A 17,130-nucleotide genomic window follows, 5' to 3' on the forward strand; every position below is an offset into this window, starting at 1 on the left:
GAAGGACTCACACCATGACCCGCTCGAACCTGCGCTACGCACTGGCCGCCGCCGCACGTGGGTGGCACGTGTTCCCGCTCGCGCCCGGCGGCAAGGTGCCGCCCCGCGGCTTCACCTCCTGGCAGGACCGCGCCACCATCGATCCCGCCGTCATCCACAGCCTGTGGGCACATCGGCCGTACAACATCGGCATCGCCACCGGCCCGTCCCGCCTGCTGGTGGTCGACCTCGACCGCCCCAAAGAAGGCGAGACGCCACCGCCGGAATGGGACCGCCCCGGCATCGCAGACGGCGCCGACGTGTTCGCCGCCCTGTGCGCCGACGCCGCGCAACCGCTACCGCTGGAAACCTTCCAGGTCCGCACCCGGCGCGGCGGCCTGCACCTGTACTACACCGCGCCGGACGGCTGGGAGCTGGGCAACACCCAGGGCGCACGCGGCGGGCTCGGCTGGCTCATCGACACCCGCGCAGCCGGCGGGTACGTCGTCGGCCCCGGCAGCCACGTCACCGCCGACGACGGTCACGGCACCTACGACGTGATCCACGCCGTACCCGCCGCCCCGCTGCCCGCCTGGCTGGCCGACCGGCTCCGCCCCGCACCGCTCCCAACGCAGCAACCCGTGGTGGTGTCACTGCCCTCCGACCGGAAGGGCAGCTACCTGCGCGCCGCCATCGCGTCCGAGCTGGAACGAGTCACCGGCTCACCACCACACGGCCACAACACCGCGCTCTACCGCGCGTCCGTGGCGCTCGGACAACTCGTCGCCGGCGGCGAACTGGCCGAGTCCGACGTCACCGCCTGGCTCACCGACGCCGCGCAGCAGGTTGGCCAACCCTACGGCGAAGCCGTCCGCACCATCGCCTCAGGACTTCGGGCAGGCGCCCGCCGTCCACGAACGGTGGCCGCATGACCAGCGAACGCTCTACCCACCTTCGCCTGGTCCCCGGTGATGCGGTCCACGCACCGGCCGACCAGGCCCCGGCGGTCCCGTTCCGTACCTCATGGACCGCCGACGAGCTCATGGCCACGACCTTCCCAGAAACCCGGTGGGCCGTGCCCGGCATCGTCGCCGAAGGGCTCAACCTGCTGGCCGGACCGCCCAAAGTCGGCAAGTCCTGGCTGTCACTCGCCACAGCCATCGCCGTGGCGAGCGGCGGAAAGGCGCTCGAAGCCATCGACGTGGACCCCGGACCGGTGCTCTACCTGGCGCTGGAAGACACTCCGCGCCGTCTCCAGTCACGCATGCGCAAGATCCTTCAAGACAATCCCGCACCGCGAGACCTGACCCTGTCCACCTCATGCCCGACACTGCCGCAAGGCGGGGAAGACGCCATCGCCCGCTGGCTGGAACGCAACTCCGGCGCCCGCATGGTCGTCATCGACGTGTTCGCCAAAGTACGCGGCACCACCCCGCCCGGCCTGTCCGCCTACGACGCCGACTACACCGCCATGGGCCGCGCCAAACGCCTGGCCGACACCTACGGCGTCGCCGTCGTCCTGGTCCACCACGTCCGCAAGATGGGCTCAGACGACTTCCTGGAGCAGGTCTCCGGCACCAACGGCCTGGCCGGCGCCGCCGACGCCACGCTCGTACTCAAGCGCGCACGCGGCACCGCAGACGGCGTCCTGCACGTCACCGGCCGCGACGTCGAAGAAGCCGAATACGCCATGGCCTTCCAGCCCGCCGCCGGCATCTGGCACCTACTCGACGGCCCGCCAGAGGACCACACCCTGTCCGACACCAGAGCAGCCATCATCCGCCACCTGCGCCAGCAGCCCAACAACCCGCCCAAGGCCATCGCCGAAGCCGTCGGCGTGGCCTACGCCAACGTGAAGAAGACCTGCCAACGAATGGCCACCGATGGCCAGCTCTGCGTGGACGCTGCCGGACGCTACCGCCTGCCGGGGACACCGGCTGCCGGAAGTGTCCCCGCTGTCCCCGGAGTTCCCGGACCCGCAACGACCTGCAACAACGCGACCGATCAAGAGGGACACCTGCCGCTACCGGGTGTCCCCGCTGTCCCTGCCGATGAGGAGAACCCGCCTTCATGACCACCTCAGCGCCGGACAGGGTCCGGCTCGACGACACCCAGCTCTACCGCGTGACCGACGCCATGCGCCTGCTCCGCATGAGCCGCACCGTCATCTACGACCAGATCCGCACCCGCCGCCTGCGGTCAGTCAAGCAGGGCCGCGCCCGCCTGATCACCGCCGGTGCCATCCGCGACTACATCGCCCTCCTGGAGAAGGAAGCTGAGGAAGCCTGATGACCAAACGACGCAGCAGAGGAGACGGCGGCCTCCACTGGGACGACAAGCGCCAGCGCTGGATCGCCACCGTGACCGTGGGCTACACGCCCGCCGGTAAGCGCATCGTCAAGAAGGGAAGCGGCAAGACCAAGACCGAAGCCAAGGAGAAGCTCAAGGAGGTGCTCAGGGACTACGAGGACGGCCTGACCCTCGCGAAGGGAGACGCCACGGTAGAGCAGGCGGTCAACGACTGGCTCAAGTACGAACTGAGCCGGCGGGACAAGGCCACCTACGAAGCGGGACAGATCATGTGTCGAGTCCACGTCATCCCTGCTCTGGGCAAGCGGAAGCTCCGCGAACTCAGTGCACAGGATGTGGATAAGTGGCTGGCGGACAAGGCTAAGACGCTGAGCACGAGCACGCTGCGCCTGATCAGGTCCTACCTCAACCGGTCCATGAAACGTGCGATGGCCCGTGACCTGGTGAAGCGGAACGTGGTGGACCTCTGCTCAGTCCCGCGAGGTAAAGAGGGGCGCCCGTCCAAGGCCCTCACTCTGGCTCAGGCGGACGCCGTGCTTAAGGCGGCTGAAGGGACTCGGATGCATGGGTATCTGGTGATGGCCCTGCTTACAGGCGCACGCACCGAGGAGCTTCGGGCACTGACGTGGGACCACGTAGACCTGGAGGGCCTGCCCGACGCTGACCCAGCCGTGCCACCGTACGTGGCCGTCTGGCGGTCCGTTCGTACCGGTGGGGACACCAAGACCCGGAAGTCCCGGCGTACTCTGGCGCTCCCACAGCGCTGCGTAGAAGCGCTCAAAGCGCAGAAGGCTCAGCAGGAGGAGGACAAGAAGGCGGCGGGCAAGAGGTGGATGGAGCACGGGCTCGTGTTCGCCTCGACCGTAGGCACGCCTCTCGACTCCCACAACGTACGGCGTGCCTTCCGCGCGGTCATCGCCAAGACCGACCTCGATCCCGACGAGTGGACGCCCCGAGAGTTGCGGCACAGCTTCGTGTCCCTGCTCTCGGACCAGGGCATCCCCTTGGAAGAGATCTCCCGGCTGGTCGGGCACAGCAGCACCAGCGTAACCGAGCTGGTCTACCGCAAGCAGATCCGCCCCGTCCTGCAGGGGGGTGCGATCCTGATGGATCGGATTTTCGGAGTAGCAGACAGTCACATGGATAACCGCTAGTCAGTCATCGACAACAGATACACCACAGTCAGTAACAAGAAACCGAGATCGGGAACAAGCCATTCGTACACTTAGTTAGCGCCACGGCCTGTCGGGAGGCCACGAGTAAAACAACTGTAGTATCCGACGAAGCTCCGTAATTTGCGGCCCCCTAAAATAGAAGTGGCACTGCTACCAACCTCTTATATGTACGAAGCCGCAGGTCAACGCGCCACGATTGGAGGGCAACATCGGGCGACTTACAGAAAATTCGCGAACTCGCCTACGGGCGCGCCCCACGCGCTGCTACGGTTCCTCCCGAAGAAGAAAGGAGCGAAAAGTGAACGGATTCGTTCGGATCGTGTGGCGGTCCAACTCCCGGCGTCGCCACACTCGTCCACCGCGACGCCGGGAGCTGAGGTTCTCGTGGAACCTCTGACCATCTGACCATCTAACCTGCGGGGGTGGTGGCCGCCATCCCCGCCATCACTTGATGTGGTTAGCAACCTCCACGGTACCGGCGCTGGGAGCTGGTACGGCGAAGAACTGGCACATCGGATGGGATCTGAACGGGTACAGCGACAAGGCTCAGGGGGAACGATCGCCTGCACGTGGCGGCGGTAGTCACTCACTTAGTCACGCAGAAGCCCTCCGCGAGATCGCGAAGGGCTTCTGACCTGGAGCCGCCTTGGGGATTCGAACCCCAGACCCCTTCATTACGAGTGAAGTGCTCTGGCCGACTGAGCTAAGGCGGCGTGCCGTACGGCGTGACAGAGTCTACAGGAGCCCGAAGGGTTCTCGCTCCCACCTATTGCCCCGGCTCCCCGTACGTCGAGTCGTACGCCTTCCGCGGCCCGCACACGCTCGCCTTCGAGCAGGCGCACCGTCGGCCGCCGTCGTTGAGCCGCACCACCACCGAGTCGGACGGCACGTTGTGCCCCACCACCGTCCCGGGGCCTTCCGGGGTCTCCACGTTCGTCCCCACCCGGGGTGCCGAGGCGCGGAACTCCTGGTAGAGGGGGTGTTCATACTTGAGGCAGCACATGAGCCGCCCGCAGGCCCCCGCGATGCGCAGGGGGTTGACGGGGAGGTCCTGGTCCTTGGCCATGCGTACGGACACCGGCTCGAAGTCCTTGAGGAACGTCGCGCAGCACAGGTCGCGCCCGCAAGGCCCGATGCCGCCCTGGAGCCGCGCCTCGTCCCTGGGGCCGATTTGCCGGAGTTCGACCCTGGCCCGCAGGTTGCGGGCCAGGTCGCGGACGAGGGCGCGGAAGTCGACCCGGTGGGGGGCCGAGAAGTAGACGGTGTAGACGTTGTCCTCGTCGAGGTAGTCGACGCCGACGACCTTCATGGGCAGGGTGTGCCGTTTGATGAGGCGTTTGGCCACGCTGCGAGCCTCGGCTCTGCGGCGTTTGTTGGATTCGTCGCGGGCGAGGTGTTCCTCCTCGGCCGGCCCCGCGCACACGGGCAGTCCGTCGATGTCCTCGCTGCTCCATTGGGGCGCCCATACGCACTCCGCCACCTCTGGACCCGAGTCGGTGGGTACGAGCACCTTGTCGCCCACCTTGGGGCTGTGCCCGCCCGGGTCGAGGTAGTAGAGCCTTCCGTAGCGGGTGAAGCTCACGGCCATGATCATTCCCATGGGCTCGAGCTCGCCTCCTTGACCGGCATCGGGGGTCCTTGTGGCCTTCCTTTGCCACATTACGTGCCCCCGCGAGCCGCGAGTCAGGGGGTGCGGATCATCTTTTCGTGAGGCACACCTTGTCGTCAGGCACCACCAAACCGTAGTTGTTCATCAGCGCGAGCTGGCGAACCGCACACGTGTGGTCCACGGCGGTGGCCACCCCCGGCTGTCCTTTGAGCCTGTCGACCACCGGCGCCGCATCGGATTCCCGCCGCAACGTCAATCTAAAGCTTTCGGGCATGTCCTCCACCGTGGTGGCGTTGAGGAGCGTTCTATTGTCCTCGTGCTGCTTGCGGAAGGACTCCCACGCCATCACCTGGGTTTCGAAGACGAAGGACTCGACCTCGGGCATTCCCTCGATAAGTTTCTTGACGGCCTTGATCTGCGCGGCGGTCGCCCCCTTGCCCTCCTCGGTGATTTTGCTGTCCTTCCCACCTCTGGTGCGCTCCCCTCCGCACGCCGGCAGCCCAGAGCCGTCTTGGCAGAGGAAGACGGAGACGTCCACATACTTGTTCCACTGGCGGGAACGGTCAGCCGCGATGTCGCCGACGTTCACCACGGGCAGCCCTTGAAGTGCCCGGGACGCCAGCGTCACATCGGCCTTCCCTTTCGTCTTCACCCTGAACGACGGAGGCATGTCAGCGGGCTTGACGGCGGCCAGCAGCGTCTTGTCCTGCGCGTATTCCTGTTGGAATTGCTCGTAGGCGACCTCCTGGCTTACGAAGGCCACCACGTCGACCTGCGGCAGCTCCCGAAGCCTCTCCTCAGTCGTCCGCACCTCTTCGGGGGTGGCGGCGCGACCGTGGCACCCTGTCTTCTCAGGCGCCGACTCCGTGCACAGGAAGACCGCCAGGTCCGTCTCTTCGATCGGGAGGGTCTCCGGGTTCGTGGCCACCGCGCTGTTGACGTCGCCCGGCCCGCCCAGCACCGCTGCCGTTGCCGCCCCCGCGAGCACGACCGCCGCGGCCGCCGCCACCAGCCGGCGGTTCGGCCGGAAACGCCGCTCCGGCGCCCGCAGCGGCCTGAGCGTGCCGGGGTCGAGCGTGGCGCCCGCCTCCGTGAGCGCTTCGCGCAGCCGGTCTTCGATCGGGCTGTGGTTCATGATTCCTCCCCGAGTGCTCGGCCGAGCGCGGCGAGCCCCCGCGCGATGGTGGATCGGGCCGTGCCGGCGCTGATCCGCATGGTGTCGGCGACCTCCTGGTCGGTGAGGTCGAAGTAGTAGCGCAGGGTGAGGGCCTCGCGCTGCCGGCGCGGCAGCTCGCGCAGCGCCAGCAGCACCTCCCGCCGCTCCTCCCCGAGCATCGCGGCGCTCTCCGCCGACCAGACAGGCGGTTCGTACGGCACCGCCCGCCGTAAGACGGTCGCCCGCCGGCGCAGCACCGACCGGCACCCGTTGAGCACCGCGGAACGTACGTAGGCCAGCGCCTTGTCGGCGTCGCGCAGCCTGCCCCGGCCGGCGTGGGTGCGCGCGAACGCCTCCTGCACGACGTCTTCGGCGCTGGCCTGGTCACCGAGCATGATCAGAGCGAGCCGTACGAGGCCCACGTGGTGCTCGGCGAAGGTCGACGCCACGTCCACGCGCTGCCGGGCGAGGGCTTCCTGTTGGGTGAGCAGTTCGACTTCCACGTAACAGAGACGCCTGGCGGCCTCGTCTGCTGCTTCTGTCACCCGGTCATCTCATGGGCGGAGCGCCAGCATCATGGCCTCGATCGCGATCTGGGGGTTGACGTTGGCGGCCAGGCGTTCCCTGCACTGCATGATCGCGTCGATCCGCCGCAGCGTCTCCTCGGGCGTGGACGCCTTGGCCAGCTGGTCGAGGTCGAAGCGGATGTCGTCGTTGGCCAGCTCGACGCTGGCGCCGAACTGCATGGCCAGCACGTCGCGGTAGTAGGACACCAGCTCCAGCAGCGCCGAGTCCAGCGAATCGCGTTTGATGCGGGTGGCCCGGGACTTCTGCCGGTCCTCCAGCTCCTTCAGCGCGCCCGCGCCGCCGCGTACGAGCCCTCGGTTGAGCCCTTTGCCCGTGGAGCCCTCGCCGTAGATCTTGCGCAGCTCGGCGGTCTCGTTGTCGTTGAGGGCGGCCGTGGCGGCGGCGGCCTCTTCCTCGGCCGTCTTCACCAGCCGCTCGGCCGCGGCCACGCACTCGCCGACCCCCGTCAGCGCGCGTGGAATGCTCAGCACCGCCTCGCGGCGTGCCCTGGCTCCCTCGTCGAGGGCCAGCGCCCGCGCCCTGCTGATGTGCCCCTGAGCGGCTCTGGCGGCGAACCTGGCCATGTCGTGCGGCACGCTGTCGCGGGTGGCCAGCACGTGGGCGACGGCCTCCGTGGCGGGTGTGGTGAGGGTGACCAGCCGGCAGCGGGACCTGATGGTGATCATCAGGTCGTCGGGGGCGGGGGAGCACAACAGCCACACCGTGCGGGGCGGCGGCTCCTCGATGGCCTTGAGCAGGGCGTTGGCGGCCGACTCCGTGGCCCGGTCGGCGTCTTCGAACAGGATGACCCGCCACCGGCCCTGCGTGGGCGCCCCGGCCGCGCGCAGGATGAGCTCGCGGGTCTGCTTGACGCTGTAGGACAGGCCTTCAGGGCGTACGGACTCCAGGTCGGGGTGCGAGCCGATCAGCACCTGGTGGCACTGGTCGCAGTGGCCGCAGCCGGCGTCGGGGCACAGCAGCGCCGCGGCGAAGGCGCGGGCGGCCTCTTCCCTGCCCGAGCCGGGCGGGCCGGTGAAGAGCCAGGCGTGCGTCATGCCCGCGCCGCGCCCGCCCCCGATGACCTCGCCGGCCGCCGCCGCGGCCCGCGACAGCACGGCGGTGGCTTGGTCCTGCCCGACCAGGTCGTCGAAAACCGTCACGAGGCAAGGCTAGTCGCGGATGGCGGGCATCGTGCCGGTGGCGTCTTCTGACTCCCTCGGCACCGGGTCGGGCAGGATCTCGTGGATGCGGTCCTGGATCTGGCGGGTGAGCACCTCGGCCGGCAGGGTGCCGTCGACCACGAGGTAGCGCTCGGGCGCCGCGGCGGCCAGCTTGCGGAACTCCTTGCGTACGCGCTCGTGGAACTCCAGCGGCTCGGCCTCGATGCGGTCGGCCGCGCCGCCCAGCCGGGTGAGCCCCACCTGGGGCGGCGTGTCGATGAGCACGGTCAGGTGCGGCACCAGCCCGCCGGTCGCCCATGCGTTGATCTTGGACACGTCTTCGGGGTCGAGCGCCCGTCCGGCGCCCTGGTAGGCCAGCGACGAGTCGACGTAGCGGTCGGTGATCACGAGTGAGCCGCGGTAGAGGGCGGGCCTGATCACCTTCTCCACGTGCTCGGCCCGGTCGGCGGCGTAGAGCAGGGCCTCGGCACGGGCCGACAGGCCGCGCTCGGCCGCGTCGAGCAGGATGGCGCGCAGCCGCATGCCGACCTTGGTGGAGCCGGGCTCGCGCGTCTGCACGACGTCGTAGCCCTGGTCGCGCAGCCAGATGGCGATCAGCCGCGACTGGGTGGTCTTGCCCGACCCTTCACCGCCCTCGAACGCCACGAACAGGCCCGGCACGTGCTCGGCCGGCTCGGTGCCCAGCCGCTCGCCCCGCACCGCGGCGATCAGGTCGGCGGTGAGGGGCACGCCCTTCCTGTCGTCCATGTGGCGCAGCGCGAGGATGCCGACGCCGGTCGCGAGCACGCCGCCGATCAGCAGCACCAGGTTGGACCCGTCGAACTGGTAGGCGAACTCGCCCAGGTCGAGCACGTGCACACCGAAGATCGCCGCCACCGGGTTGGCCACGGCGACCACGAGCAGGAGCGTCACACGCGCGGTGGACTGCAGGAACGAGAACGTACGGCCGCGCAGCCCGTCTTCGACCTCGAGCCCGATCAGCGTGTAGCCGATGATCCAGGCGATGCCCGCGCACGCGCCGAGCACGACGGTCAGCATGACCACGATCGGCAGGTTGTGCACCAGCGCGATCGTGACGAGCACCAGCCCCGCCACGGTGATGGCCAGGCCGAACAGCCGCCGCCGCGACAACTGGCGCAGCAGCCTGGGCCCGAAGAACATGCCCAGCGCCATGCCGACGAAGACCGCGCCGAACACGACGCCGTAGGCCGCGTCGCCACCGCCGAGCGCGCCGACGTAGATCTTGGCGACGCCGACCACGGCCCCACCCGCGGCGAACGCGCCCAGCATGCCGATGATGAGGCCGCGCACCATCCGGTGGCCGCCGACGAACCGCCAGCCCTCGATGACCTGCTTGAGCACGGACGGCGTGGAGATGGCGCCGTCGCGCTTGGGAATGCCCCGCAGCGTGAAGATCAGGAAGGCCGACACGAGGTAGGCGCAGGCGTTGACGATGAGCGCCAGCCCCGTGGCGTCGCGGCCGAACAGGAACGGCACCGTGCTCGTGACCACGTCGCCCACCACGGACAGCGCGGCGAAGAGCATGGCGGCGATCGGCGCGGTGCCGTAGGTGACCAGCAGGTTGAGCTGGTTGGCCGACTCGAGCTGCTCCTTGGGCACCAGGTTGGGGACGGTGGCGTCCTTGGCCGGGACCCAGAACAGGTTGATGCACTCGACCAGAAGGGTGGCGATGATCACCCACTGGTAGCTGTGCACGAACGGGATCGACAACACGATGGCGAACCGGGCGAGGTCGGCCGCGAACATCGTCAGCCGCCGGTCGAACCTGTCGGCGAACACGCCCGCGAGCGGCCCGAGCAGGATGGCGGGCAACATCTTGGCCACGAACACGCCGCCGATGGCCAGCGACTGCACGCGGTAGTCGTCCTGCATCAGGTTTCCGGCCAGCGCGGTCAGCGCCAGGATGTTGAGCCAGTCACCGAGACTGCACACCGACATGGCGGTCCACAGCCGCCGGAATGGCGCATTGGCCAGCACGTGAGCCGGGCGGCGTCGGCCAGGGGCAGTCATGATTTCAGCGTATCCAGGTGTTGACCGGAAGCGGGCAGTCAGGAGAGGAGCCGGAAATGCCCGGCTGCTCGTGGCTGAGGGTATTACGTCCGCGGGCTGGCGCGCAGGTTTCGCACCTCGAAAAGGGCCCCAAATCCATCATCAATTGATAACTCCGGCCTCAAGTCGCGCCGCCTCCACCAGTGGCCGCCATTCGGCGCGGATGTCGGGCGGCAACTCCAGCTCGTCGAACAGCTCGACGAGCAGCACGCCGTCGACGTGGTCGAGCAGCTCCTGCGGCCCGCCCTCGCACAACAGCGCGGTGTAGGCGGCCCGCCGCTGGTCGCGGTCGGCCAGGTCGTGGACGTGACCGCGCAGCCGCACGACGCCCAGCGCCGCCGCGACCGGCAACCGCCGCAGCCGGCTCGCCACGTGGAACGTGCGCCCGTCGCCGCTCACGCGCGCGGCGAACTCGACCTTCGCCTCCAGCACCAGCCGGAACCCGGCGGCGTCGAGAATGCGCCCGGCCGTCTCCAGCGTCGGCGACTTCCTGCCGTGCTCGTAGGCCGACAGCGTCGTGCGCGAGGTGCCGCTCACGCTGGCCAGGGCCTTCTGGTTGAGGCTCGCGGCGTGCCTGGCCTGCTTGAACAGCAGGCCGCCGCGCTCGGCCCAGAGCGCCACCTCCTGCCGCAGCGCCCGCTCCACCGGCGAAGGACCCATGTCGCACCTCCGACTCGTATCCGGTCGGATACTGTACGCCATCATGGCCCTACGTGACCAGTGGATTGCGGAAAGTCAGGCGCGCAACTCGAGCATCGTGATCTCTGGCGGCGCTCCCACGCGCACCGGCGGCCCCCAGAACCCGGCGCCCCTGGTCACATAGACCGGCACGCCGTCGACGGTGGCCAGCCCTGACACCACCGGCTGCTGCAGCCCCACCACCAGGTTGAACGGCGCGAGCTGGCCGCCGTGCGTGTGCCCCGACAGCTGCAGGTCGACACCGTGACGGGCGGCCTCGGCGACCTGGATGGGCTGGTGCGCGAGCAGCACGGTGCTCCTGCCCGCCTCACGCCCGCCGAGCGCCTTGTCGAAGTCCGGAGGGTCACCCGCGTCCGCCCCGCCGACGTCGTTGACCCCGGCCAGGTCGAGCACGGCGCCCTGGTGCCGGATCTCCACCCGTTCGTTCCGCAGAGAGCGCACGCCGAGCTCCGCGAGTTCCTCGATCCACTCGCCGGGGCCTCCGGACACGTAGTACTCGTGGTTACCGGTCACGAAATAAGCCCCGTAGCGGGACTCCAGGTGCTTGAGCGGCCGGGCCAGCGGCCCCAACTCGGCGACCGGCCCGTCCACCAGGTCGCCCACGATCGCCACCACGTCGGCCTCGAGGCCGTTGATCATGCGGACGATGCGCTCGGTGTGCCGCAACCCCGTCAACGGCCCCAGGTGCACGTCGCTCACCACGGCGAACCGCAGGCCGCTGAGCCGGGGATCCAGCTTCGGCAGCGTGACCGCGACCCGCTCGGTCACGGGGTCGCCCAGAGCGGTCGTCACACCGTACCCGACCGTGCCCAGCGCACCCACGCCCGCGACCGCGGCGGTGGCCCGTCCCAGGAACAGCCGCCTGCTCATCGGAGCCGCCCGCGGCGCGGGAGGCGCGACCGGCTCGTCCTCGGCGGGCCCGCCGGCCCCGGCCAGGACCGGCACCGGCTCGGGCTCGGGAGTCGCGCTCCGCCGCGCGGCCCGGCGCAACAGCAGCGCCGCCACAGCCCGCGGGGTCTCCAGCACGACCAGGAAGACCACCAGGTAGAACATCACCGCCACCCAGAGGTAGCCCGGCCAGGCGAGCCAATGCCCCCACGCCACCCGCGAGCCCACGAAAGCCGCGGCAACCAGCAGCACCAAGCCCACCAGGCCCCAGGTCAGCGTCTTGCGCAACCGCCCGGGGCCCGTCGTCGAACGCACCATCCGATGCCACAGATAGAAATGCGCGAGCGCGACGACGCCAAGAAACATCAGGACGAACAACACATCCTGATGCTACTTACGATTTGGCCGCCGGCTTCTTCGCGGTGGCCTTTTTCGCGGGCGCCTTCCTGGACGACTTCTTCGGCGCGGGCGCCCGCTCCCGACGCTCGGCCAGCAGCTCCGCCGCCCGCTCGATCGTGATGTCCTCGACCGTGTCGCCCTTGCGCAGCGACGCGTTCGTCTCGCCGTCGGTGACGTAGGGGCCGAACCTGCCCTCCTTCACCACGACCGGCTTCTTGGAGTTGGGGTCGTCGCCCAGCTCGCGCAGCGGCGCCGCGGCCGCGGCCCGCCGGCCGCGCTGCTTCGGCTGCGCGAACAGCTCCTTGGCCTGCTCGATGGTGACCGTCAGCAGGTCTTCCTCGGAGGCCAGCGAACGGGAGTCGGTGCCCTTCTTCAGGTAGGGGCCGAACTTGCCGTTGTAGGCCACGACCTCCTCGCCGTCGAGCTCGCCCACAGGCCTGGGGATGGACAGCAGCCTCAGCGCGTCCTCGAGCGTGATCGTGTCGAGCGACATCGACTTGAACAACGAACTCGTACGCGGCTTCGGCGCATCGGCCTTCTTGCGCTTCTTGGGCGCTTCGTCCTCCGCCGGCTCGGGCAGGATCTCCGTCACGTAAGGCCCGTAACGGCCGTCCTTCGCCACGATCGTGTGGCCGGTCACCGGGTCCTTGCCCAGCTCCCTGTCACCCGTCGGCCGCGAGAACAGCTCCTCCGCCTTCTCCGCCGTCAACTCGTCGGGCGTCATGTCCTCGGGCACGTTGACCCGCGAGCCGTCACGGTCGAGATAGGGGCCGTAACGTCCGACCCGCAACACGATGTCGGTGCCCTTCACCGGGAACGAGCTGATCTCCTTGGCGTCGATGTCGCCGAGGTCGGTGACCATCTCCTTCAGGCCCTCGTCGCCGTCGACGCCGTAATAGAAGCGCTGCAGCTCCGGCACCCGCTCCGCCCGGTCGTTGGCGATGTCGTCGAGCACCTTCTCCATCTCGGCCGTGAAGTCGTAGTCGACCAGGTTGCCGAAATGCTGCTCCAGCAGGTTGACCACCGCGAACGCCAGGAACGACGGCACCAGGGCCGTGCCCTTCTTGAACACGTAGCCGCGATCGAGAATCGTGCCGATGATCGAGGCGTACGTCGACGGCCGCCCGATCTCGCGATCCTCCAGCTCCTTGACCAGCGACGCCTCGGTGTAGCGGGCGGGCGGCTTGGTCGAGTGGCCGGCCACGTCGAGCCGGGTGACGGTGAGCGCGTCGCCCTCGGCCAGGTTGGGCAGCCGCTTCTCCGAGTCGTCGCGATCGGTCGACGGATCATCCGACCCCTCGACGTACGCCTTGAGGAACCCGTAGAACGTGATCGTCCGCCCCGAGGCGCTGAACTCGACGTCCTCGCCCCCCGACGACCGGCCGGTCACCTTCACCGTGATCGACTCGCCGACCGCGTCCTTCATCTGCGACGACACCGTACGCTGCCAGATCAGCTCGTACAGCCGGAACATGTCGCCCGACAGCCCGGTCTCACCCGGCGTGCGGAACTCCTCGCCCGACGGCCTGATCGCCTCGTGCGCCTCCTGCGCGCTCTTCACCTTGCTGGCGTAGACGCGGGGCTTGTCGGGGACGTACGCGGCGCCGTACAGCTTGATCGCCTGTGACCGCGCGGCCGCCACCGCCGTCTCCGACAGCGTGATGCTGTCGGTACGCATGTAGGTGATGAAGCCGTTCTCGTAGAGCCGCTGCGCCACCTGCATGGTGTATTTCGCGGAGAACCCCAGCTTCCTGCTGGCCTCCTGCTGCAGCGTGGTCGTCCTGAACGGCGCGTAGGGCTTGCGGGTGTACGGCTTGCGCTCGACCGACTTGACCCCGAACGACGAACCCCGCAGCCGGCCCGCCAACTCGCCCGCGGCGGCCTCGGACAGGTGGAGCACGTCGGCGTTCTTCAGCCGGCCCGTGCTGGTGAAATCGCGCCCCTGCGCCACCCGCTTGCCGTCGACCACGGTCAGCGTCGCGGTGAAGTCGCGCGGCCGCTCCTCCGCCTTGCCGGTGTCGAACAGCGCCTGCAGATCCCAGTAGTGGGCAGACGTGAACGCCATACGGTCGCGCTCGCGCTCCACCACCAGCCGGGTCGCCACCGACTGCACGCGGCCCGCCGACAGACGCGGCTTGACCTTCTTCCACAGGACGGGGCTGACCTCGTAGCCGTAGAGCCGGTCGAGGATGCGCCGGGTCTCCTGGGCGTCGACAAGGCGCAGGTTGAGGTCGCGCGGGTTGGCCACGGCGTCCTGGATCGCCTGCTGGGTGATCTCGTGGAAGACCATGCGGTGCACGGGGACCTTGGGCTTGAGCACCTCGCGCAGGTGCCAGGCGATCGCCTCGCCCTCGCGGTCCTCGTCAGTGGCCAGATAGAGCTCGTCAGCGTCCTTCAGCAGCTGCCGCAGCTTGTTGACCTGCGATCGCTTGTCGGGGTTGACGACGTACAGCGGCTCGAACTCGTGCTCGACATTCACCCCGAGCCGTGCCCAGGGCGCACCCTTGAACTTCTCGGGGATGTCGTCGGCCTTCTCCGGCAGATCGCGGATGTGGCCGATGCTCGATTCGACGATGTAGCCGCGCCCGAGGTAGCCCGCGATGGTCTTCGCCTTGGCGGGCGACTCGACTATCACCAGGCGTGTTCCGCCGGCGCTGCCGTTCTTGGCTGGCACGCTGCTTCCTACCTCGCTGTTCGCTAGCTATCCCCCTGCCGGGAGTCGGCACAGACTGAAAAGGTAACCCGACTCGCGGAAATTTCCTTCCCCCCGGGCTACCCACTGGCTTCCGGGTCCACCCACAAGCACGCAGAATAAGGCTCATCGAGCGGCATGGCGCCCTGACTCACTCTGGAGACTAATCGTTGTGCTCGACTACTCCTACATGGATATCTTCATTCCGCGCGACCTCACTCGCGAAGCAGCACGTCAACTGCTGACCGAACACGCAGAGTACGGTCAGTGGGAGCTCGCGCGCGTACGCGTGCACCCCGACGGCAGCCGGCACGTACGCCTGCGCCGGAAGGTCATGCGAGTGCGGCGCACGTTGTGAAGGCGGACATGTTGCACGCGGACATGGCTTTGCCCGCCCCGGGCCGCGCCCCCGGAACGGGCAAAGCATCTCTCGCTGACCGCTCGCCGGACGCGAGCGTCAGCCGATCTGGTCAGGCGCTGTTACGCGCCTGAGGTGTCCTGCTCAGTGCCTGCGGCCCGGACGGAAGCGGCGGGCGGTCGCGAACAGGGTCGCCGAGGCGGCGAACAGCCCACCGAGCATGAGGGCGAGCAGCGAGCTGGAGTTCATCCCGGTCACGCCGGCCGGCTGCTCGGCGCTCATCAGGCCCAGGTTTCCGACAGGCAGGCTACGGGTGGCGGAGGTCACCACGCCGCCGGCCGGGGTCGAGGCCACCAGCGACGTCGCCGGAGCGAGGGGGGAGGCGGCGGCGCCGGAGGGCCGGGCGTGACCGGACGTGTCGGCCGACGCCGCGGTCCGCTTCTTCGGCTTGGCCGGGGTCACGACGGTCCGCTTGGGCGCGGCCGGGGTCTTCGCCTGGGCGGGCAGCCCCGGCAGGCCGGGCACACTCGGCAGGCCGAGCGTGCGGGAGGCGTCATCGAGGAGGGGCAGCGAGGTCAGGCCGCCGCCCTGCAGCTTGGCGACGTCGCCGACGCCGCCGAAGTCCGGCGTGCCGCCCAGTGCCGGCACGCCCGGGATCACGGGCAGCACGCCGCCCTTGGCCGCCGCGGTCTTGGCGGTGGTGCGGACGAAGCGCTGGTGGCCGCTGAAGCCTCCGTGCCCTGGCTTGCCGACGTGCGCCCCGCCGAGGCATCCGGCCGCGGCATCGCCCAGGACGGCCACGGCGTTGCCGCAGACGTTGACCGGCGCGGTGATCGGCGCGATGATCTGGTTGCCGCCGAGGATGCTCGCGTTGCCCGAGGTGCGGTTGCCGCCCGTGCCCTTGCCGGGCTCCTTCACGTGGGCGCCGCCCTTACAGCCGGCGAACGCGCGGCCGACCAGCGCCACGGCGTTGCCGCAGACGTTGACCGGCGCGGTGATCGGCGCGATCACCTGGTTGCCGCCGAGAATGCTCGCCCGCCCCGAGGTGCGGTTGCCGCCCGTGCCCTTGCCGGAGTTGTGTACGGTCGCGCCGCCCGCGCATCCGGCCGTGGCGTTGCCCACGGCGTTGCCGCAGACGTTGATGGGCAGGGTGATCGGCGCCACGACCTGGTTGCCGCTGCCGACCCCGAACCGGCCGTCGGTGTCGTTGCCCCGCGAGCCCACGTGACGGCCCTGGTGGTGGTAGCCGCGCTTGGGACCGCCGTTGGTGACCGACGACCCGCCCTTGCAGCCCGAGAACGCCCTCCCGACGACCGCGACCGAGTTGCCGCAGATGTTGATCGGGGCACTGATCGGCGCGACGACCTGGTTGCCGCCGAGAATGCTCGCCCGCCCCGATGTGCGGTTGCCGCCCGGGCCGCCCTTGCCGGAGTTCTTCACCGTGGCGCCGCCCTTGCAGCCCGCCGTCGCGTCGCCGAAGATCGCGACCGCGTTTCCGCAGGCGTTGATCGGGGCACTGATCGGCGCGACGACCTGGTTGCCGCCGAGAATGCTCGCATCGCCCGACGTGCGGTTACCGCCCGTACCGTCCCTGCCCTGGTTGCGCACCTCAGCGCCGCCCTTGCAGCCCGCGTCGGACCTGCCGATCAGCGAGACGGCGTTGCCGCAGGCGTTGATCGGGGCGCTGATCGGCGCGTCGACCTGGTTGCCGCCGAGGATGCTCCCGTTACCCGACGTGCGGTTGGGGATGCCGCCGCCGCGGTTGTTCACGACCTCGGCGCCGCCCTGCGAAGAGGCCTGCGACGAGCCGACCGCCGCGACGGAGTTGCCGCTGATGTCGATGGGCAGCGAGATCGGCAGGTCGACCTGGTTGCCGCCGCCGATGGACGCGTCGCCCGAGGTGTCGGCCAGCGCGGTGCCGCTGCCGCCGAACGACATGACGGCCACCGCGAGAAGGGCCGCAGGGGTCGATGCCTTCGCCCACGTACGCATATCGATGCTCCTTGTGGTTCTTGGGGGGATTACCTGAACAGCTCGCGGACAGCCC

General features: G+C 69.3%; 14 protein-coding genes and 1 tRNA gene. 5 read left to right on the plus strand and 10 right to left on the minus strand.

All coding sequences use genetic code 11. From position 1 onward, the window contains the following. The first annotated feature begins 14 nt into the window (after positions 1 to 14). The 4 genes from ABGA98_RS41825 to ABGA98_RS41840 are packed head-to-tail and all read left to right on the plus strand — an operon-like array spanning position 15 to position 3,443. Positions 15 to 911, plus strand: a complete 897-nt coding sequence (locus ABGA98_RS41825; RefSeq protein WP_347624031.1) for a bifunctional DNA primase/polymerase — start codon at positions 15 to 17, stop codon at positions 909 to 911. After that, positions 908 to 2,053 (plus strand): AAA family ATPase, encoded by a 1,146-nt coding sequence (locus ABGA98_RS41830; RefSeq protein WP_347624032.1) that lies wholly within the window; start codon positions 908 to 910, stop codon positions 2,051 to 2,053. The genes ABGA98_RS41825 and ABGA98_RS41830 overlap by 4 nt, the downstream gene beginning before the upstream one ends. Next, entirely contained in the window at positions 2,050 to 2,268 is a 219-nt protein-coding gene (locus ABGA98_RS41835) for a helix-turn-helix domain-containing protein (RefSeq protein WP_347624033.1), read from the plus strand. The genes ABGA98_RS41830 and ABGA98_RS41835 overlap by 4 nt, the downstream gene beginning before the upstream one ends. Continuing rightward, a complete protein-coding gene (locus ABGA98_RS41840) occupies positions 2,268 to 3,443 on the plus strand; it encodes a site-specific integrase (protein ID WP_347624034.1) in 1,176 nt (391 codons plus the stop codon). Before ABGA98_RS41835 ends, ABGA98_RS41840 begins: the two co-directional genes overlap by 1 nt. 657 nt (positions 3,444 to 4,100) lie before the next feature. Here ABGA98_RS41840 and ABGA98_RS41845 read toward each other — a convergent pair. The 9 genes from ABGA98_RS41845 to topA all read right to left on the minus strand — a co-directional run bounded on the left by ABGA98_RS41845 (position 4,101) and on the right by topA (position 14,707). After that, positions 4,101 to 4,177, minus strand: a tRNA-Thr gene (locus tag ABGA98_RS41845). Between the two features lie 53 nt (positions 4,178 to 4,230). Then, on the minus strand, positions 4,231 to 5,058 hold the full coding sequence (gene ricT / locus ABGA98_RS41850; protein WP_347624082.1) for a regulatory iron-sulfur-containing complex subunit RicT: 828 nt from the start codon (positions 5,056 to 5,058) through the stop codon (positions 4,231 to 4,233). 103 nt (positions 5,059 to 5,161) lie between these two features. Then, the gene (locus ABGA98_RS41855) at positions 5,162 to 6,208 is read right to left on the minus strand and encodes a permease-like cell division protein FtsX (RefSeq protein WP_347624035.1); all 1,047 of its coding nucleotides are present in this window, start codon (positions 6,206 to 6,208) and stop codon (positions 5,162 to 5,164) included. Further along, entirely contained in the window at positions 6,205 to 6,774 is a 570-nt protein-coding gene (locus tag ABGA98_RS41860; protein WP_347624036.1) for a SigE family RNA polymerase sigma factor, read from the minus strand. Before ABGA98_RS41860 ends, ABGA98_RS41855 begins: the two co-directional genes overlap by 4 nt. A gap of 9 nt (positions 6,775 to 6,783) precedes the next feature. Then, on the minus strand, positions 6,784 to 7,956 hold the full coding sequence (locus tag ABGA98_RS41865) for a DNA polymerase III subunit delta' (RefSeq protein ID WP_347624037.1): 1,173 nt from the start codon (positions 7,954 to 7,956) through the stop codon (positions 6,784 to 6,786). Between the two features lie 9 nt (positions 7,957 to 7,965). Continuing rightward, positions 7,966 to 10,008 (minus strand): dTMP kinase, encoded by a 2,043-nt coding sequence (tmk, locus tag ABGA98_RS41870; RefSeq protein ID WP_347624038.1) that lies wholly within the window; start codon positions 10,006 to 10,008, stop codon positions 7,966 to 7,968. A gap of 141 nt (positions 10,009 to 10,149) precedes the next feature. Next, positions 10,150 to 10,707, minus strand: coding sequence for a helix-turn-helix domain-containing protein (locus ABGA98_RS41875; protein WP_347624039.1), 558 nt, complete (start codon positions 10,705 to 10,707; stop codon positions 10,150 to 10,152). A gap of 75 nt (positions 10,708 to 10,782) precedes the next feature. Then, the gene (locus ABGA98_RS41880; RefSeq protein ID WP_347624040.1) at positions 10,783 to 12,015 is read right to left on the minus strand and encodes a metallophosphoesterase; all 1,233 of its coding nucleotides are present in this window, start codon (positions 12,013 to 12,015) and stop codon (positions 10,783 to 10,785) included. Positions 12,016 to 12,028: 13 nt separating this feature from the next. Next, positions 12,029 to 14,707, minus strand: a complete 2,679-nt coding sequence (gene topA, locus ABGA98_RS41885; protein ID WP_347624041.1) for a type I DNA topoisomerase — start codon at positions 14,705 to 14,707, stop codon at positions 12,029 to 12,031. A gap of 190 nt (positions 14,708 to 14,897) precedes the next feature. On the opposite strand from topA, the gene ABGA98_RS41890 reads away from it, so the two are divergent. After that, positions 14,898 to 15,083, plus strand: a complete 186-nt coding sequence (locus ABGA98_RS41890) for a DUF5703 family protein (protein ID WP_090772450.1) — start codon at positions 14,898 to 14,900, stop codon at positions 15,081 to 15,083. Positions 15,084 to 15,227: 144 nt separating this feature from the next. On the opposite strand, the gene ABGA98_RS41895 is transcribed toward ABGA98_RS41890, so the two are convergent. Continuing rightward, positions 15,228 to 17,075, minus strand: a complete 1,848-nt coding sequence (locus tag ABGA98_RS41895) for a chaplin family protein (protein ID WP_347624042.1) — start codon at positions 17,073 to 17,075, stop codon at positions 15,228 to 15,230. Positions 17,076 to 17,130: the final 55 nt, after the last annotated feature.

Source organism: Nonomuraea sp. B1E8 (assembly GCF_039871515.1).
In the GTDB taxonomy this organism is placed as follows: Bacteria; Actinomycetota; Actinomycetes; order Streptosporangiales; family Streptosporangiaceae; genus Nonomuraea.